This window comes from Achromobacter sp. (genome assembly GCF_050285565.1).
Lineage (GTDB): Bacteria > Pseudomonadota > Gammaproteobacteria > Burkholderiales > Burkholderiaceae_B > Achromobacter.
Genome location: NZ_JBLZXG010000001.1, coordinates 221,803 through 237,333 on the forward strand (window position 1 = coordinate 221,803; position 15,531 = coordinate 237,333).

The 15,531-nt window shown below is 67.0% G+C and carries 16 protein-coding genes; 3 read left to right on the forward strand and 13 right to left on the reverse strand.

The window, feature by feature from the left end; genetic code table 11:
- Positions 1–98 precede the first annotated feature (98 nt).
- The 3 genes from ACN6O8_RS01015 to ftsB all read left to right on the forward strand — a co-directional run bounded on the left by ACN6O8_RS01015 (position 99) and on the right by ftsB (position 2,179).
- Positions 99–383 (forward strand): DUF1330 domain-containing protein, encoded by a 285-nt coding sequence (locus ACN6O8_RS01015; protein WP_006389344.1) that lies wholly within the window; start codon positions 99–101, stop codon positions 381–383.
- Between the two features lie 4 nt (positions 384–387).
- Positions 388–1,674, forward strand: coding sequence for a phosphopyruvate hydratase (gene eno / locus ACN6O8_RS01020; RefSeq protein WP_006389345.1), 1,287 nt, complete (start codon positions 388–390; stop codon positions 1,672–1,674).
- A gap of 64 nt (positions 1,675–1,738) precedes the next feature.
- Positions 1,739–2,179 (forward strand): cell division protein FtsB, encoded by a 441-nt coding sequence (gene ftsB / locus ACN6O8_RS01025; RefSeq protein WP_427989232.1) that lies wholly within the window; start codon positions 1,739–1,741, stop codon positions 2,177–2,179.
- Here the strand turns inward: ftsB and ACN6O8_RS01030 are convergent.
- The 13 genes from ACN6O8_RS01030 to prpC all read right to left on the reverse strand — a co-directional run bounded on the left by ACN6O8_RS01030 (position 2,173) and on the right by prpC (position 15,460).
- A complete protein-coding gene (locus ACN6O8_RS01030) occupies positions 2,173–2,829 on the reverse strand; it encodes a TadE/TadG family type IV pilus assembly protein (RefSeq protein ID WP_427989234.1) in 657 nt (218 codons plus the stop codon). The genes ftsB and ACN6O8_RS01030 overlap by 7 nt on opposite strands.
- Before the next feature lie 71 nt (positions 2,830–2,900).
- Entirely contained in the window at positions 2,901–3,830 is a 930-nt protein-coding gene (gene hslO, locus ACN6O8_RS01035; RefSeq protein WP_427989235.1) for an Hsp33 family molecular chaperone HslO, read from the reverse strand.
- A 76-nt stretch (positions 3,831–3,906) separates the two neighbouring features.
- Entirely contained in the window at positions 3,907–4,428 is a 522-nt protein-coding gene (locus ACN6O8_RS01040; RefSeq protein WP_427989236.1) for a gamma carbonic anhydrase family protein, read from the reverse strand.
- 46 nt (positions 4,429–4,474) lie between these two features.
- Positions 4,475–6,142: an acyl-CoA synthetase gene (locus ACN6O8_RS01045; RefSeq protein WP_427989237.1), complete on the reverse strand. Its 1,668-nt coding sequence runs from the start codon at positions 6,140–6,142 to the stop codon at positions 4,475–4,477.
- Between the two features lie 128 nt (positions 6,143–6,270).
- Positions 6,271–7,143: a UDP-2,3-diacylglucosamine diphosphatase gene (locus ACN6O8_RS01050; protein WP_427989238.1), complete on the reverse strand. Its 873-nt coding sequence runs from the start codon at positions 7,141–7,143 to the stop codon at positions 6,271–6,273.
- 103 nt (positions 7,144–7,246) lie between these two features.
- Complete coding sequence (locus tag ACN6O8_RS01055; RefSeq protein ID WP_427989239.1) at positions 7,247–7,963, reverse strand: site-2 protease family protein; 717 nt, start codon at positions 7,961–7,963, stop codon at positions 7,247–7,249.
- A gap of 3 nt (positions 7,964–7,966) precedes the next feature.
- Positions 7,967–8,875, reverse strand: coding sequence for a DUF2167 domain-containing protein (locus ACN6O8_RS01060; RefSeq protein WP_427989240.1), 909 nt, complete (start codon positions 8,873–8,875; stop codon positions 7,967–7,969).
- Positions 8,876–9,025: 150 nt separating this feature from the next.
- Entirely contained in the window at positions 9,026–9,541 is a 516-nt protein-coding gene (locus ACN6O8_RS01065) for an RDD family protein (protein ID WP_427989241.1), read from the reverse strand.
- 154 nt (positions 9,542–9,695) lie between these two features.
- The gene (locus tag ACN6O8_RS01070) at positions 9,696–9,884 is read right to left on the reverse strand and encodes a hypothetical protein (RefSeq protein WP_006389355.1); all 189 of its coding nucleotides are present in this window, start codon (positions 9,882–9,884) and stop codon (positions 9,696–9,698) included.
- A gap of 246 nt (positions 9,885–10,130) precedes the next feature.
- Complete coding sequence (locus ACN6O8_RS01075) at positions 10,131–11,912, reverse strand: THUMP domain-containing class I SAM-dependent RNA methyltransferase (RefSeq protein ID WP_427989242.1); 1,782 nt, start codon at positions 11,910–11,912, stop codon at positions 10,131–10,133.
- A gap of 34 nt (positions 11,913–11,946) precedes the next feature.
- Positions 11,947–12,375 carry a CopD family protein gene (locus ACN6O8_RS01080; RefSeq protein WP_427989243.1) on the reverse strand — a complete coding sequence of 143 codons (429 nt, stop codon included), beginning with the start codon at positions 12,373–12,375 and terminating at the stop codon, positions 11,947–11,949.
- A gap of 345 nt (positions 12,376–12,720) precedes the next feature.
- Complete coding sequence (locus tag ACN6O8_RS01085; protein WP_427989244.1) at positions 12,721–14,172, reverse strand: bifunctional 2-methylcitrate dehydratase/aconitate hydratase; 1,452 nt, start codon at positions 14,170–14,172, stop codon at positions 12,721–12,723.
- Between the two features lie 82 nt (positions 14,173–14,254).
- On the reverse strand, positions 14,255–15,460 hold the full coding sequence (gene prpC / locus ACN6O8_RS01090; RefSeq protein WP_427989245.1) for a bifunctional 2-methylcitrate synthase/citrate synthase: 1,206 nt from the start codon (positions 15,458–15,460) through the stop codon (positions 14,255–14,257).
- Between the last annotated feature and the right edge of the window lie 71 nt (positions 15,461–15,531).

The window sequence follows — 15,531 nt, forward strand, 5'->3', positions numbered from 1 at the left end:
CATCGGACAGGCACGGCCCGGCCGTGTTGCGCGACACTGCCCGTGTCATGCGGTCCGGCGCCGCGACCCCATCAACGCCACTGCCCTGAAGGAACCCCATGAGTGCCTATCTCATCGCCGACGTCACCGTGACCAAGCCCGCGCAGTACGAGGATTACAAGCGTCTGTCCACGCTCGCCATGCGCGCGTACGATGCCAAGATCCTGGTGCGCGGCGGCGAATCCCGGCACCTCGAGGGACGTGAGCCCGGCCGCACCGTCGTCATGGAATTTCCGTCCATGGCCGCGGCCCAGGCCTTCTACGACTCCTGGCAGTACCGCCGCGCCCGCAATGCCCGTGAAGGCGCGGCCGTGATGAATATGTTTATCGTTCAGGGAATGTAAAGTCATGAGTGCAATTGTCGATATCATCGGCCGCGAGATCCTGGATTCGCGCGGCAACCCGACCGTCGAATGTGACGTGTTGCTGGAATCCGGCGCCATGGGCCGCGCCGCCGTGCCGTCGGGCGCGTCCACCGGCGCCCGCGAAGCCATCGAGCTGCGCGACGGCGACAAGGGCCGCTACCTCGGCAAGGGCGTGCTGCGCGCGGTCGAGAACCTCAATACCGAAATCTCGGAAGCGCTGATGGGCCTGGATGCCCAGGAGCAGACCTTCGTCGATCGCACCCTGATCGAGCTGGACGGCACCGAGTCCAAGGAACGCCTGGGCGCCAACGCCATCCTGGCCGCCTCGATGGCCGTGGCCCGCGCCGCCGCCGACGAATCCGGCCTGTCGCTGTACCGCTACTTCGGCGGCAGCGGCCCGATGAGCATGCCGGTGCCGATGATGAACGTCATCAACGGCGGCGCGCACGCCAACAACACCCTCGACCTGCAGGAACTGATGATCCTGCCGGTGGGGGCGGGCAGCTTCCGCGAAGCCCTGCGCTGGGGCGCCGAAGTCTTCCACATGCTCAAGAAGCTGATCCATGGCCAGGGCATGTCCACCGCGGTGGGCGATGAGGGCGGTTTCGCCCCCAACGTGGCCAGCCACGAAGCCGCCATCCAGCTGATCCTGAAGGCCATCACCGAAGCCGGCTACGAGCCGGGCACGCAGATCGCGCTGGGCCTGGACTGCGCCAGCTCCGAGTTCTACCGCGACGGCAAGTACACCCTGGCCGGCGAAGGCGGCATTTCGCTGTCCTCGCAGGAATTCACCAACCTGCTGGCCACCTGGTGCGACAAGTACCCGATCATCTCGATCGAGGACGGCATGGCCGAAAACGACTGGGAAGGCTGGAAGCTGCTGACCGACCAGCTCGGCAAGAAGGTGCAGTTGGTGGGCGACGACCTGTTCGTCACCAACACCAAGATCCTGCGCGAAGGCATCCAGAAGGGCGTGGCCAACTCGATCCTCATCAAGATCAACCAGATCGGCACCCTGACCGAGACCTTCGCCGCCATCGAAATGGCCAAGCGCGCCGGCTACACCGCCGTCGTCTCGCACCGTTCGGGCGAAACCGAGGACTCGACCATCGCCGATATCGCCGTGGCCACCAACGCCATGCAGATCAAGACCGGCTCGCTGTCGCGCTCGGACCGCATGGCCAAGTACAACCAGTTGCTGCGCATCGAGGAAGAACTGGCCGAAGTCGCGTCGTATCCTGGCCTGGAAGCCTTCTACAACTTGCGTTAATGTAAGCGGGCCGCGGCACGCGCCGCGGCCTTGTTAGCGCCACGACTGCTGAGGGTTCCTGCGTATGCGCCTGTTGTTCCTGGTGCTGTTCGTGCTGGTCGGCCTGATCCAATACCCCCTCTGGCTGGGTAAGGGCGGCTGGTTCAAGGTCTGGGATCTGCAACGCCAGGTGGCGGCGCAGCGCGAGACCAACGACGGCCTGCGCGCGCGCAATGCGGCGCTGGAAGCCGAAGTCCGCGACCTGGAAAACGGCTCCGGAGCCATCGAGGAACGGGCCCGTGGCGAACTGGGCATGATGCGCGAGGGCGAGGTCTTCGTGCATATCCTGCCCCAGAACACCCAGCCGCCCGCGGGCGGCGCCTCGCTGGCCACCGAAGCCGCCACCCGGCCGGCCTCCACCCGAGCCAGCGCACCGGCCGCTTCCCCGCCCAAGCCGGCCGCTCGGCCCGCCAATGCCCGCCCCGCCAGCGGCAACACCCCGGGCAACGCCAGCCCCCGTCACTGATCTTGTCCCAGCGCGCCCATTCCTGGGCAATGCAACCGGCGGCAGACGCCTGGCACCATCCCGGCCGGATACGGCCTGGCAGGGGGGCTGTCGCGCGCATGCGCGTGCATTTCCATCTCGAGTTCCATGCCGATCGGCGCCAGGCCGTGGACGCCGGCGTGTCCCGCATAGCTGCCGTCCGCCGTGGCCAGGGCCGCCAGCAGCACCCGTAGCGGCGCCAGCAGGGGGCGGTAAAGGTATGTCAGCCGCAACGCAAGCGTGTCGTTCGCGGGCGCGGCAGCCGCCGCCCCGCGCGCGGGGCGCAGGATTTCGATGCGCCATGGCGTGGTTCCCATCAGCATCGCGCCGCGGTCGAGATCGCTGGCCTGCCGCCGGCGGGCTCCCGCCGTGCCCCCGGGACCGGCATACAGCGGCAGCAGCCCCCGCAGGAAGGCGGCCCGCATGCGGGCCGGGTCGGCGTGCCCGGTGCTGCCGGCGCGTGCGGCTTGTACCAGGGCCAGATGGGCCATCTGCCGGGTGAACTGCCAGCGCGCGGTCTCGACTGCCAGCAACGCCAGCAGCAGCGCCATGGCGGCGGCGAGGGTGAATTCGATGGCGGCGGCGCCGCGTTGCAAGCGGCGCTGGCGCGGGGCGCGAAAAAAAGCGGTCATGCCGGCCAGTGTGGCGCGGGCATCACCGCCTGTCGATGCGTACAAGCCGAGGGTAGCCCCCCGGCCCAGGTTCAATGCACGGTGGGTGGCGTGTTGCCGTTGGCCGGCTGGCCGCCGGTGAACAGCGCGGCGCAATCGACCGCGTCGAAGGCATAGGGTTTGCCGCAGAAGTCGCAGGCCACGTCGACCTGGCCGCGCTCGGCCAGGATGTCGTTGACTTCGGCCTCACCCAGCGAGCGCAGCATGTTGGCCACGCGTTCACGGGAGCAGGGACAGTGCCAGCGCACCGGCTGCGGGTCGAAGGCCACCAGGGTCTCTTCCCAGTAAAGCCGGTGGATCAGGGTGTCGATCTCGGTGGCCAGCAGCTCGTCGTGCTTGAGCGTGGCGGCCAGCGCGATGGCGCGGTCCCAGGTCTCGGCGGCAGCCTGTTCGGTCAGGACAGGGCTGTCCGAGCCGCCGTGGTAAGGCAGGCGCTGGATCAGCAGGCCGGCGGCGTGGCCGGCATCGGCGGCCAGCCACAGGCGCGTGTCGAGCTGTTCCGAGGCCTTCATGTAGTGCTGTAGCGCCTCGGCGACGGTTTCGCCCTCGAGCGGCACGATGCCCTGATAGGCCTGCTGGCCGGGCACCTTGTGCTTGGGATCCAGCACCACGATGAAACGGCCGTTGCCGCCGGGATTCAGCAGGCTTTGCATGTCGCCGGCGGCCGGCACCTCGTGGCCCTCGCGCACCTTGACGGTGGCGCGCAGGCTGAGGTCGGAGCGGCATTCCACCACCAGCAGGGCGATCGGGCCGTCGCCCTGGATCTGCAGCACCAGCGAGCCGTCGAACTTGATATTGGCGGCCAACAGGGTGGAGGCCGCCACCAGTTCGCCCAGCAGGTGGGTGATGGCAGGCGGGTAGTCGTGGTTGGCCTGGACGGCCTTCCAGGTATCCGTGAGGCGCACCGCTTGGACGCGGACGCTGCGGTCTTCGAGGAGGTATTTTTTAAGCTGATCGGTCATGGCGGAATGTTAGCCGATCAGGCGGCCGATTCCCCCTGACGGCGGCAGGGGTTCAGGGATCTGCCCGGGGGCGCCGTCAGGCCAGCCGCTTCAGGGCCGTCTTGTAGTGTTGGCCGCGCGCCACGTAATGAGCGGTGTTCTTGTGCAGATTGGCGATTTCCTCGGCCGACAGCTCGCGCACGATCTTGCCGATGCCGATGACCAGGGAATTGTCCGGGATCACCCGGTCTTCCGGGATGATGGCGCCGGCGCCGATCAGGCAATTGCGGCCGATCACGGCGTTGTTCAGCACGATGGCCTGCATGCCCACCAGCGCGCCTTCGTGGATGGTGCAGCCGTGCAGCATGGCCTGGTGGCCCACGGTGACGTTCGGGCCGATGGTCATGGGACAGCCCGCGTCGACATGCAGCACGCTGCCTTCCTGGATATTGGTGCCCTGGCGGATCAGGATGGCGTCGTTGTCGCCGCGGATCGAGACGTGCGACCAGATGCTGACGCCGGCTTCCAGCGTGACGTTGCCGATGATGTCGGCGCTGTCGGCCACGTAGGCGGCGGGGTCGATGCGGGGGATGAGGTCGTCGAGCTGGTAAATGGGCATGCCCTGTCTCCGGATACGGCGGCGGGTCGTGGCGGACCCGCCCGCGTCATTGGGGCCTGGCCGCCCGCGCGCGTTCTTCTTCGCGCAGGCGCAGGATACGACGCTGGATTTTACCGGTGGTGGTCATGGGCAATTCTTCGACGAACTCGATTTCCTTGGGGTACTCGTAGGGCGCCAGGCGTTCGCGCACATGTTCCTGCAGGTTCTCGATGATGTCGTTGCGGTCGCGCTGGGCGAATTCGGGCGTCAGCACTACGTAGGCCTTGACCACCGCGCCCCGCTCGGCATCGGGCTTGGGCACCACCGCGGCATTGGCCACCGCCGGATGTCCGACCAGGCAGTTTTCGATCTCGCCCGGGCCGATGCGGTAGCCGGACGACTTGAACACGTCGTCGGCGCGGCCCGCATACCAGAGGTAGCCGTCGGCGTCGATCCGCGCCAGGTCGCCCGTCAGGCACCAGTCGCCCTTGAACTTGGCCTGGGTGGCGGCCTCGTTGCGCCAGTAGCCCAGGAACAGCACCGGATCCGGATAGCCGTGGATGTCGTAACGGTTGACAGCGATCTCGCCGGTCTCGCCGGCCTTCACCGGCTGGCCGGCGTCGTCCACCACCGCGACCTGATGCCCGGGGTAGGGCCGCCCCATGCTGCCCGGCCGGGCGGGCCAGCGTTTCTGGCTGTTGCCCACCACGTAGTTCATTTCGGTCTGGCCGAACATCTCGTTGGGGGTGACCCCCAGCGCCGACCGGCACCATTCGAACACCGTCTCGCCGACGCTTTCGCCGGCGCTCATGACCGCGCGCAGCGCCAATTGATAGCGGCCGCGCGGCTCCGGCACTTCCTTCATCATCATCTTGAGCGCGGTCGGGAACAGGAAGGTGTTGGTGACCTGGTAGCGCTCCATCAGCTCGAACGCGCGTTCGACCGAAAAGCGGCCGCGGGTGCCGACGATGGGATGGCCGAAATACAGCGTGGGCAGCAGCGCGTCCATCATGCCGCCGGTCCAGGCCCAGTCGGCGGGCGACCAGAACACATCGGCCGGCCGTGGGAACCAGTCCTGCGAGGCGACGAATCCCGGCAGGTTGCCGATCAGCGCGCTGTGCGGCAGCAGGGCGCCCTTGGGCGCGCCGGTGGTGCCGGAGGTATAGAGCAGGATGGCCGGATCCGACGAGCGCGTCGGCACCGCCTTGAACTCGCTCGGTTGGCGCGCCAGCAGGCTGCGCCAGGGCAGGACGCGTTCATCGGCGAAGCCGATGCCGATGATCTGTTGCAAGTTGGGGCAGTGGTCGCTGACGGCCAGCAGATTGGCGCTGGAGGCATGGTCGACAATGGCGACCCGGGTCTCGGAATCGCACAAGCGGTTTTGCAGCGCTTCGGGGCCGAACAGGGCCGACAACGGCAGCACCACCGCGCCCACGCTGTAGATCGCCATGTGCGCGACCACGGTCTCCGGGCGTTGTCCCAAAACCACACCGACCCGGTCGCCGCGGCCCACGCCCATCTTCACCAAGCCATTGGCCAGCTGATTGGCGGCCTCGGCCAGCCGCGCATAGGTCCAGACCTCGCGGTTGCCGGCTTCATCTTCGTAGTAGATGGCGATGCGCCGCGCATCCGGACTACTGGATGCCCAGCGGTGGCAGCACGCTTCCGCGATGTTGAACTGGGTGGGAACCAGCCAGCGGAATGTTTGGTAGAGCACCTGATATTGGTCGTTCATGGCCCTATGTTGTGAGCATGTTGCAGCGTGAACGGGTCAGTTTTTGCCCGTTGCCCCAATTGCAAGCATGACCTAGAGGGCCGTGAACTGCAATATCCCCGTTGCGTAACGGGGACGTATACGGGTTATCACGGGTGTTTGCCCTGGCGGCGCAGCGCCGACGGCAGCGCCGGCAGGGACAGCGAGCGCGGCTTGCGCGGCGTCGGATCGGTCTGACGCTCGGCCTGGATCGCGGCCCAGTCCAGCAATTGCAGCTGGCCGTCATGGGTCTCGGCCAGGGCCGACAGGCTTTCGACCCAGTCGCCGTCGTTGCAATAGAGGATGCCGCCGACGTCACGCAGCTCGGCTTTGTGGATATGGCCGCAGACCACGCCGTCCAGGCCGCGGCGGCGCGCTTCGCCTGCCAGCGCCTCTTCGAAGTCGGTGATGAACGACACGGCGTTCTTGACCTTGTGCTTGAGGTACTGCGACAGCGACCAGTAGTGCAGTCCCAGGCGGTGGCGCAGGCGGTTGAAATGGTGGTTGAGCCACAGCGCCAATTGGTAGAGGCCATCGCCCAGGTGCGCCAGCCAGCGGCTGTGCTGGATCACGCCGTCGAACTGGTCGCCGTGCAGCACCAGCAGGCGCAGGCCCTTGGCGGTCACGTGCACGTCTTCGTCCAGGATCTCGATGTCGCCGAAGGCGTAGCCGGCGAACTCGCGCGCGAACTCGTCATGGTTGCCGGGGATGAACACCACCCGGGTGCCGTTGCGCGCCTTGCGCAGGATGCGCTGGATCACGTCGTTGTGGGCGCGCGGCCAGTGCCAGTGTTTGCGCAACTGCCAGCCGTCGACGATGTCGCCGACCAGATAGAGCGTATCCGAGTCGTTGTGCTCAAGGAAATCCAGCAGGAATTCGGCCTTGCACCCGGCGGTGCCCAGGTGAATATCGGAAATCCAGAGAGCGCGCCAGTGCGTGGGGCGGATTTCGTTCACGGTGCTATCCATGGGGGCGGTCGTCATGCCTGGGAATGAGACCACCCCGCGATGACCGTGACATGAAAAAAAAGTGACGCGGTTGTGACGGCCGCGCGCTCGATGGCGGCGGCCGGCAGACGCCGGGCGCTCAGCCGCGCAGATGGCCCAGCATGTCGTGCACGTCGTGCGCCATGATGGCCAGCACGCAGACCAGGCCCAGGTAGGCGCAGGTGTAGGTCAGCTTGCTTTCCAGCGAGGTGCCGTAATAGGCCTGGTTTTCGGGCAAGGACGGGTCGTACTTGAAGGCCCGGACAACGTTGGGAAAGGCCAGCACCGCCACCAGGATCAGAATCGGACTGGGACGCCAGAAGAACAGCGCCACCAGCACCGGCACGCCCACCAGCCAGATGCGTGGCGACAGTACCGCGGTGATGCGCCCGCCGTCGAAGGGCGAGAGCGGGATCAGGTTGAACAGGTTGATGAAGAAGCCCGCATAGGACAGCGCCAGCAGCAGGTCGCTGCCGCTGCTGCGCGCCGCGAAGTAGCAGGCCAGCGCGGCCACCGTGCCCGCCAACGGGCCGCCCAGGCCGACATAGGCTTCGGTGTCGGCGTCATGCGGCATGTCCTTGAGCTGGATCCAGGCGCCCACGAACGGGATGAAGACGGGCGCGCCCACCTCCAGCCCGCGTTGGCGCGCGGCGACGTAGTGGCCCAGTTCGTGGATCAGCAGCAACAGCACGAATCCAGCCGCGTAGCGCCAGCCGAAGACGAAGGCGTACGCGGCCACCGACAGCAGCATCGTGCCGCCGGTGGCAAGCAGCTTGCCGAACTTCAGGCCAGAGAACAGCAGTAGCAGCAGCTTCATCGCTCAGGGCTGTTGCTGTTCGGCCTTCTTGCCACGGAAGCGCTTCCACAGGCCGCCGCCCAGCGCCGCGGCGGCCAGGATGCCGACCTTGGCGAATTTGGCCAGGAACGCGGCGATCACGGCGAACAGGCCCAGCTTCTTGGCGGCCACGCCCGCCACCAGCGCGGCCAGGCCGTACTCGGCAACCTTGTCGGTGGACGCGTTGAAGTCGGCGTAGCGCTTGCCTTCGACGTATTTCAGGTTGTCCAGCAGCGTCAGTACCGCGGTCTTGTCCTTCGGCACCAGGTTTTTCTGGGTGATCAGATCCAGCGTGATGTAGCCGTCGCGGCCCAGCGCGTAGGTGTTGTAGTTGACGGTGGGGTTGTCGTTGGCCGCTTCGCCCTTGTGCTTGACGGCGACCGACCAGACCAGGCGCTGGGTGTTGCTGTCGTACTTCGGTGATTCGACCCAACCGTCCATCACCAGCTCGGGAAAGCCCCGTTTCTTGCGTTCGACGTTGGATTCCTCGGTGCCCTCGCGCAGGCTGTCCAGCAGTTCGTTGACGTTCCAGTTCTTGGCGTCGTCGTCCTTAATGTAGCCGGCCTTGTCGAAATTGACGGTGATGACCCAGTCGTCATCGTCGCTCTTGGGCATCACCACGCCCAGCAGCGAGGGATCCTTGCCGTTGCCGTAGGCCGCCATCAGGCGGTCGGCCTGGGCGCGTGGCACGAAGAACATCGACTCCGGCAGGTGCACCACCGCCTGGTCGCCCAGCTTGACGTCGGCCGGGCCCTCCTGGGCGGCCGCATAGGCGGCCTTCATGGCGGCCTCGATTTCCTGCTGCGCGGCGGCATTCTGGGCCGAGGCGGCGAAAGGCAACAACAACAGGGCACTGGCGGCGGCCAGCGACAGGCGGGAAAGGAAAGCGCGCATGATAATCATTGGAGCGTCTGTGAAAGGGGCCCCATTGTCTTTGCGCGCGACTTTCAACTTTCTGAAAGCCAGCCCCCAATTCGCCGCACGATTTTGCCAGTTGTAAGCAGGTGTGTTCAGCGCCCGTTCAGCCATGCGAGGCTGCGCCGTTCAACGGTTTTTCTTGCGCTGCGGCGCATTGCGCAGGCGGGTGCCGAGCAGGCGGTCGTGCAGGAACTGGCCGTCCGGGTCGAACCACGACCAGATGAAGATCGTGAACGGCGCGGCCACGATGAACATGTCCATCGAGGGCCAACCGGTGGCGCTGGCGGCGGCCCAGACCACGGCGGCCCCGGCCAGCACCAGGGGCCAGGCCAGCACGTAGCGCAGGATCAGGCGCGCGGTGGACGGCGGGTTGCCGTCGCGATCGACCAGGCGGATGTTCCAGGTCTTCATCGGCAGCGTCTGGCCGCGGCGGCGCCAGCACAGCACGAAGTAGGCGCCGATCGCCACGAACAGCCAGGCCTGGCGGAGGGGCCGCAATTCCAGGGCGTTGCGGCTCTGGGTCAGGGTGTCCATCAGGTAGCCCGCCAGGAAGACCACGCCGAACAGCAGCACGGCTTCGTACATCATGCAGGCGAACCGGCGCAGCCGGTTGGGGGTCTGGTCGAGGGAGGCGTCGGTCATGGGCCGGTATTATCCGACAAAGCGGCTCCCCGGTGGGTTGGCGGTTTCCTGGCGCCGGCCACAAAAAAAACCCGCCGGTAAGGGCGGGTCTATAAAAGGGGCTATGCAGCCCCCAAGGGGAAATCGTTCAGGCCCTCGGGCCTGGGATCCGGCTTCAGGCGGCGGAGTGCGCGTTCTTGGCGCTCGTCTTGCCAGCCAGGGCACGGATGCCGTGGGCCAGCTTACGCAGGCCTGCGGCCAACGCACGCATGGGGTGCGGGCGGAACTGTTCTTCAATGGCCTGGAGCATCAGTTGACGCTCGAGTTCGTCGGTCAGGCGGATGGTGTTGTTCGGGTTGATCACAATAGCCTCCACGGGCTTGCACAGTTGTTTAGCTACTAGGGATAACCCGAATTATAGGGTTAACCCTGAAACTGTGCAAGCGCTTGGTGCGTATCGGCGACACCCTGGTGCTGATGATGCCCCAAATCGGCGCTGCGGGGCACCATAAGCAAAGATACGGAGGCGATGTTGCTGCGCTTTTACAACGCGCGGCCAGTGGGAAAACGGAGGGCGCCCGGGGAAGTCCGCCCGGGCGCGGGCCGCGTGTCAGGCGTCGCGGTAGCCGGCGGCGACCAGCTCGAAGCCGAACAGGCGGCAGTCCAGCGCGCCATTGTGCAGCGGCACGCGGCGCTTGGGCTTGAGGCGCATCTGGTTGGGCAGGGTGAGGTCGCTGGTGATGACGTGCAATTGCCAGCCAGCGAAATTACGCTTCAGGCAGGCGGCCCAGTCGCGCCAGAGATTGGCGTCCTGCTCGGTCGCCATGCGTTCGCCGTAAGGCGGGTTGGTGACGATCCAGCCATGGTCGGCGGGCGCCTGCACCTCGCGCGCATCGCCCACCTCGAAGCGAATGGTGTCGGCGGTGAGCCAGGCCCGTTCCGCATTGTTGCGGGCGAACTCGATGGCCTGGGGATCCTGGTCGTAGCCGACCAGCGGCGTCTCCAGTTGCGGCAGGATGCGTGCGCGGGCGTCGTCCTTGAGGTCGCGCCAGCGGTAGGCGTCGTGACCGCGCAGGCGTTCGAAACCGAAGGGGCGCGAGATGCCGGGAGGCACGCCCAGGGCGATCCAGGCGGCTTCGATCAGGATGGTGCCGGATCCGCAGAACGGATCGAGCAGCGGCGCGGCGGGGTCCCAGCCCGCCAGCGCCAGCATGCCGGCGGCCAGGTTCTCACGCAGCGGCGCGTCGCCCTTGTCCAGGCGCCAGCCGCGCTTGAACAGCGATTCGCCCGACGTATCCAGGTACAGGGTCGCGGTGTGGCCGGTCAGGAACAGGTGCACGCGCGCGTCGGGCCGCACGGTGTCGATACTGGGCCGTTCGCCTTCCAGCTCGCGCAGACGGTCGCAGATGCCGTCCTTGGCGCGCAGGTTGCAATACTGCAGGCTCTGCACCGGGCTCTTGATCGCCGAGGTGTCCACGCGCAGGGTCTGTTCGGCGCCGAACCAGCGTTCCCAGGGCGTGTCGCGGGCGAGCTCCAGGATGTCGTCTTCGTGCGAGATCTCGGCGTGGGCGACCTGCACCAGAATGCGGGTGGCCAGGCGCGAATACAGGTTGGCGCGCTGCACGCCGGCCCAGTCGGCGGTGAACGAACAGCCGGCGCGGCCGGCTTCGGCATCGTCATAGCCCAGGGCCTGCATTTCGGCCGTGAGGGCTTCTTCCAGGCCTTGCGGACACGGAGCGAAGACCTTGAAGCGTTCGGCCTGGCGCGGTTCGCGCGGGCGGCGCTCGCGGATCTCGACGCGGGGCGCGTGCTGGCGGGCGTCCTCGTGGCCGCGGGCAGGCGCGGCCGCGATCGGGGCGTCGTCGTAATCGGGCTCGGGCGCGAAGTCGGGCGCGGGGCCGTCGTCCTCGAACGGATCGTAGAAGCGGCCGGCGGGCGTGGCCGGCGCGATGTACTGGTCGTCCAGGCGCGGCGCACGCTGCGGGGCGCGGCCCGCGCGCGGGTTGTCGCTGCCTGGGCCACCGCCACGGCGCGGGTTGGCGCCGCGCGGGCCCTCGCTTGGGCGGGGGCTGTCACTGCGCGCGCCATCGCCATGACGGGCAGCAGCGCCGCGCGGGCCGTCGCCACGGCGCGGACCGCCGCCGCGGGGCCCTTCGCCCCGGCCGCCCTCGGCCGGCTTGCGCGCTGCGCGCGCGGCGGCGGCCTGGCGCTGCTGGTAGCCTTCGGGGTCCTTCTGGCGCTCGAGGTTTTCCTTGGTGCGCTCGTTCTGGGCGACCAGGCGCGCGCGCGCGCCGGTGCGCACGCGCTTGGGCGCGGCTTCGGCGTGCGCGTCGCGCGCGGTTTTCTTGATCGTCAGCGTCTTGCGCGGGCGGTCCTGTTCATCAGAGGACATACGAATCCTGGCGAATGTGCAGAGGTAGGGGGTATCAGAAGGGTTTGACGACGACCAGCGCCACCACCACCAAGAGCAGCAAGACGGGAACTTCGTTGAACCAGCGATAGAACTTGTGCGAACGGGTGTTCTTGCCCTGTTCGAATTTTCGCAGCATGACGCCACAGGCGTGATGGTAGCCGATGACGAGCAGGACGAAAAAGAGCTTGGCGTGCATCCAGCCGTTGCCGGGACCGACCCCGATGCCGTAGCCCAGGTACAGCCACATGCCCAGCACCACGGCGACGACCGCCAGGATGGTGGTGAAGCGGTAGAGGCGGCGCGCCATGCCGAGGAGGGTGACCTGCACGGCCGCATCCGATTGCTGGGCCAGGTTCACGAAGATGCGGGGCAAATAGAACAGGCCGGCGAACCAGGAGGCGATGAAGACGATGTGGAAGGTTTTTACCCAGAGCATGGACATGGTGGGGGCGGTCTTTGTTTTCTTGGGGAAGGGAGATTGTAATGGGCGGGTGGTTCTTCGTAGGTCGCCCGCCACCGCGACGGGCTACGGGTTTCGAGAAATGGTGCGCTGCCAGACCGGTGGGGTTCTGGAGAGGTTTGCGGGGCCCGTCAAGACCGGCCGCGCGGGCGGCCGGTCTTGACTTACGCGGTGGTTTGCGTCGGGAGGGGGGGGCGCTGCGCGCTGGCGGGGAGGTAGTTGCTTGGTGTGCAGTCGCGAGGAAGGGAGAAGCGCGGCCCCGGACGGTTTTGCCGTGACGGGGCCGTGAGCAGCTTGTCGCTTCGGATCAGATCCGCGCTTGTCGCCTTAGATCACATATAGGTCGACGTACTCGTGCACCGGCATCGCTTCCAGTTTCTGCTGATCCAGCGAGGCTTCCAGGATGCGGGCCTGTTGGCGGGCGGGGAAGATGCGGGCCAGGTTGGTGCGGAATTTCGCTTCCAGCAGGGGGATGCCGTCGGCGCGGCGGCGCTTGTGGCCGATGGGGTATTCGCAGACGACCTCGTCGAGCTGGGTGCCGTCGGTGAACCTGACGGTGAGGGCGTTGGCGATGGAGCGCTTGTCGGGGTCGTGGTAGTCGCGGGTGTAGGCCGGGTCCTCGACGCAGGTGATCTTGTCGCGCAGGGCGTCGATGCGCGGGTCGGCGGCGACGTCGTCCTCGTAGTCGGCGGCGGTGAGGCGGCCGAACAGGAGCGGGACGGCGACCATGTACTGGATGCAGTGGTCGCGGTCGGCGGGGTTGTTCAGCGGGCCTTGCTTGTCGATGATGCGGATGCACGCCTCGTGGGTGCGGATGGTGATGCCGGCGATGTCGTCGGCGGACTTGCCGAGCGCCTTCAGGCGGTCATGGATCTGCATGGCGCATTCCACCGCGGTCTGCGCATGGAATTCCGCCGGGAACGAGATCTTGAACAGCACGTTTTCCATGACGTAGCTGCCGTAGGGGCGCTGGAACCTGAACGGCTGGCCCTTGAACAGCACGTCGTAGAAGCCCCAGGTCTTGGCGGACAGCACCGAGGGGTAGCCCATTTCGCCGGTGCGGGCGATCAGCGCCAGGCGCACGGCGCGGCTGGTGGCGTCGCCCGCGGCCCAGCTCTTGCGGCTGCCGGTGTTGGGGGCGTGGCGGTAGGTGCGCAGGCTCTGGCCGTCGACCCAGGCCAGCGAGACGGCGTTGATGACTTCGTCGCGACTCAGCCCCAGCATCTGCGCCACCACGGCGGTGGAAGCCACCTTGACCAGCACCACGTGGTCCAGGCCGACCTTGTTGAAGGCGTTTTCCAGCGCGATGCAGCCCTGGATCTCGTGCGCCTTGATCATGCCGGTCAGCACGGCGCGCATCGTCAGCGGCGGCTTGCCGGCGGCGACGGCGGTGCGCGACAGCCAGTCGGCGGTGGCCAGGATGCCGCCCAGGTTGTCGGACGGGTGGCCCCATTCGGCGGCCAGCCAGGTGTCGTTGAAATCGAGCCAGCGGATCATCGCGCCGATGTTGAACGCGGCTTGCACCGGATCGAGCTGGAATTGGGTGCCGGGCACCTTGGCGCCGTGCGGCACGATGGTGCCGGGGACGACAGGGCCCAGCAGCTTGCGGCACGCCGGGTATTGCAGCGCTTCCAGGCCGCAGCCCAGGGTGTCGATCAGGCAGTTGCGGGCGGTCTCGTAGGCCAGGCCGCTCTGGATTTCATAGTTCAGTACGTAGTCGGCGATATCGACCAGGACCTGGTCGGGCTCGGGACGGACGTTGGCGATCGGGGCTGACATTGGGTACCTCTCCTGAGTGAATACAGGCGGCACGGGGCCCGCGCGGCGCGGGGTGTGGCAGCGGCGGGCCCATGTCGTCGTCCTACTTGCGCTTGTCGAGCGGCACGAACTTCTGATCTTCCGGGCCGACGTAGTTGGCGGTCGGGCGGATGATCTTGTTGTCGACGCGCTGCTCGATGATGTGGGCCGACCAGCCCGCGGTGCGCGCGATCACGAACAGCGGGGTGAACATGGCGGTGGGCACGCCCATCATGTGGTAGCTCACGGCCGAGAACCAGTCCAGGTTGGGGAACATCTTCTTGATGTCCCACATGACCGTCTCCAGGCGCTCGGCGATGTCGAACATCTTGGTGCTGCCGGCCTTCTTGGACAGCTTCCTGGCCACTTCCTTGATGACCTTGTTGCGCGGGTCGGACACGGTGTAGACCGGGTGGCCGAAGCCGATGATGACTTCCTTGGCCTCGACGCGGCGGCGGATGTCGGCCTCGGCTTCGTCGGGCGTCTCGTAGCGCTTCTGCACGTCGAAGGCGACCTCGTTGGCGCCGCCGTGCTTGGGGCCGCGCAGCGCGCCAATGGCGCCGGTGATGGCCGAGTACATGTCCGAGCCGGTGCCGGCGATGACGCGGGCGGTGAAGGTGGAGGCGTTGAACTCGTGCTCGGCGTACAGGTTCAGCGAAATGTGCATCGCCTTGACCCATTCGTCGCTGGGCTTCTCGCCGTGCAGCAGGTGCAGGAAGTGGCCGCCGATGCTGTCATCGTCGGTCTGCACGTCGATCACGCGGCCGTTGTGGCTGTAGTGATACCAGTACAGCAGGGCCGAGCCCAGGTTGGCCATCAGGCGGTCGGCGATGTCGCGCGCGCCGGGCAGGTTGTGGTCGTCCTTCTCGGGCAGCACGCAACCCAGCACCGAGACGGCCGTGCGCATCACGTCCATCGGGTGGCTGGCGGCCGGCAGCGCCTCGAGCGCGTCTTGCAGCTGCACCGGCAGGCCGCGCAGGGCGCGCAGCTTTTCCTTGTAGGCCTTCAGTTCGGCCTTGTTGGGCAGCTTGCCGTGCACCAGCAGGTGGGCGATTTCCTCGAATTCGCTGGTGTGGGCGATGTCCAGGATGTCATAGCCGCGGTAGTGCAGGTCGTTGCCGCTGCGGCCGACCGTGCACAGCGCGGTGTTGCCAGCGACCACGCCGGACAGCGCGACCGATTTCTTGGGCTTGAAGCCGGCCTTTTCTTCCGGCTTGGCGTTCGGGGTGGCGTCCGTCTTGGCTGCTTGCTTCTTGGGAGCCGTGCTCATGTCTCTACTCCTTTCCTTTCGCGGTGGTCGATGCAATGGGGAAGCATGGCGCCGCGGGATCGCCGCGGCGT

Bases quoted from the DNA above. Each gene is read 5' to 3' on its own strand.
- ACN6O8_RS01015 (WP_006389344.1), top strand. From the start codon at position 99: ATGAGTGCCTATCTCATCGCCGACGTCACCGTGACCAAGCCCGCGCAG.
- eno (WP_006389345.1), top strand. From the start codon at position 388: ATGAGTGCAATTGTCGATATCATCGGCCGCGAGATCCTGGATTCGCGC.
- ftsB (WP_427989232.1), top strand. From the start codon at position 1,739: ATGCGCCTGTTGTTCCTGGTGCTGTTCGTGCTGGTCGGCCTGATCCAA.
- ACN6O8_RS01030 (WP_427989234.1), bottom strand. From the start codon at position 2,829: ATGACCGCTTTTTTTCGCGCCCCGCGCCAGCGCCGCTTGCAACGCGGC.
- hslO (WP_427989235.1), bottom strand. From the start codon at position 3,830: ATGACCGATCAGCTTAAAAAATACCTCCTCGAAGACCGCAGCGTCCGC.
- ACN6O8_RS01040 (WP_427989236.1), bottom strand. From the start codon at position 4,428: ATGCCCATTTACCAGCTCGACGACCTCATCCCCCGCATCGACCCCGCC.
- ACN6O8_RS01045 (WP_427989237.1), bottom strand. From the start codon at position 6,142: ATGAACGACCAATATCAGGTGCTCTACCAAACATTCCGCTGGCTGGTT.
- ACN6O8_RS01050 (WP_427989238.1), bottom strand. From the start codon at position 7,143: ATGACGACCGCCCCCATGGATAGCACCGTGAACGAAATCCGCCCCACG.
- ACN6O8_RS01055 (WP_427989239.1), bottom strand. From the start codon at position 7,963: ATGAAGCTGCTGCTACTGCTGTTCTCTGGCCTGAAGTTCGGCAAGCTG.
- ACN6O8_RS01060 (WP_427989240.1), bottom strand. From the start codon at position 8,875: ATGCGCGCTTTCCTTTCCCGCCTGTCGCTGGCCGCCGCCAGTGCCCTG.
- ACN6O8_RS01065 (WP_427989241.1), bottom strand. From the start codon at position 9,541: ATGACCGACGCCTCCCTCGACCAGACCCCCAACCGGCTGCGCCGGTTC.
- ACN6O8_RS01075 (WP_427989242.1), bottom strand. From the start codon at position 11,912: ATGTCCTCTGATGAACAGGACCGCCCGCGCAAGACGCTGACGATCAAG.
- ACN6O8_RS01080 (WP_427989243.1), bottom strand. From the start codon at position 12,375: ATGTCCATGCTCTGGGTAAAAACCTTCCACATCGTCTTCATCGCCTCC.
- ACN6O8_RS01085 (WP_427989244.1), bottom strand. From the start codon at position 14,172: ATGTCAGCCCCGATCGCCAACGTCCGTCCCGAGCCCGACCAGGTCCTG.
- prpC (WP_427989245.1), bottom strand. From the start codon at position 15,460: ATGAGCACGGCTCCCAAGAAGCAAGCAGCCAAGACGGACGCCACCCCG.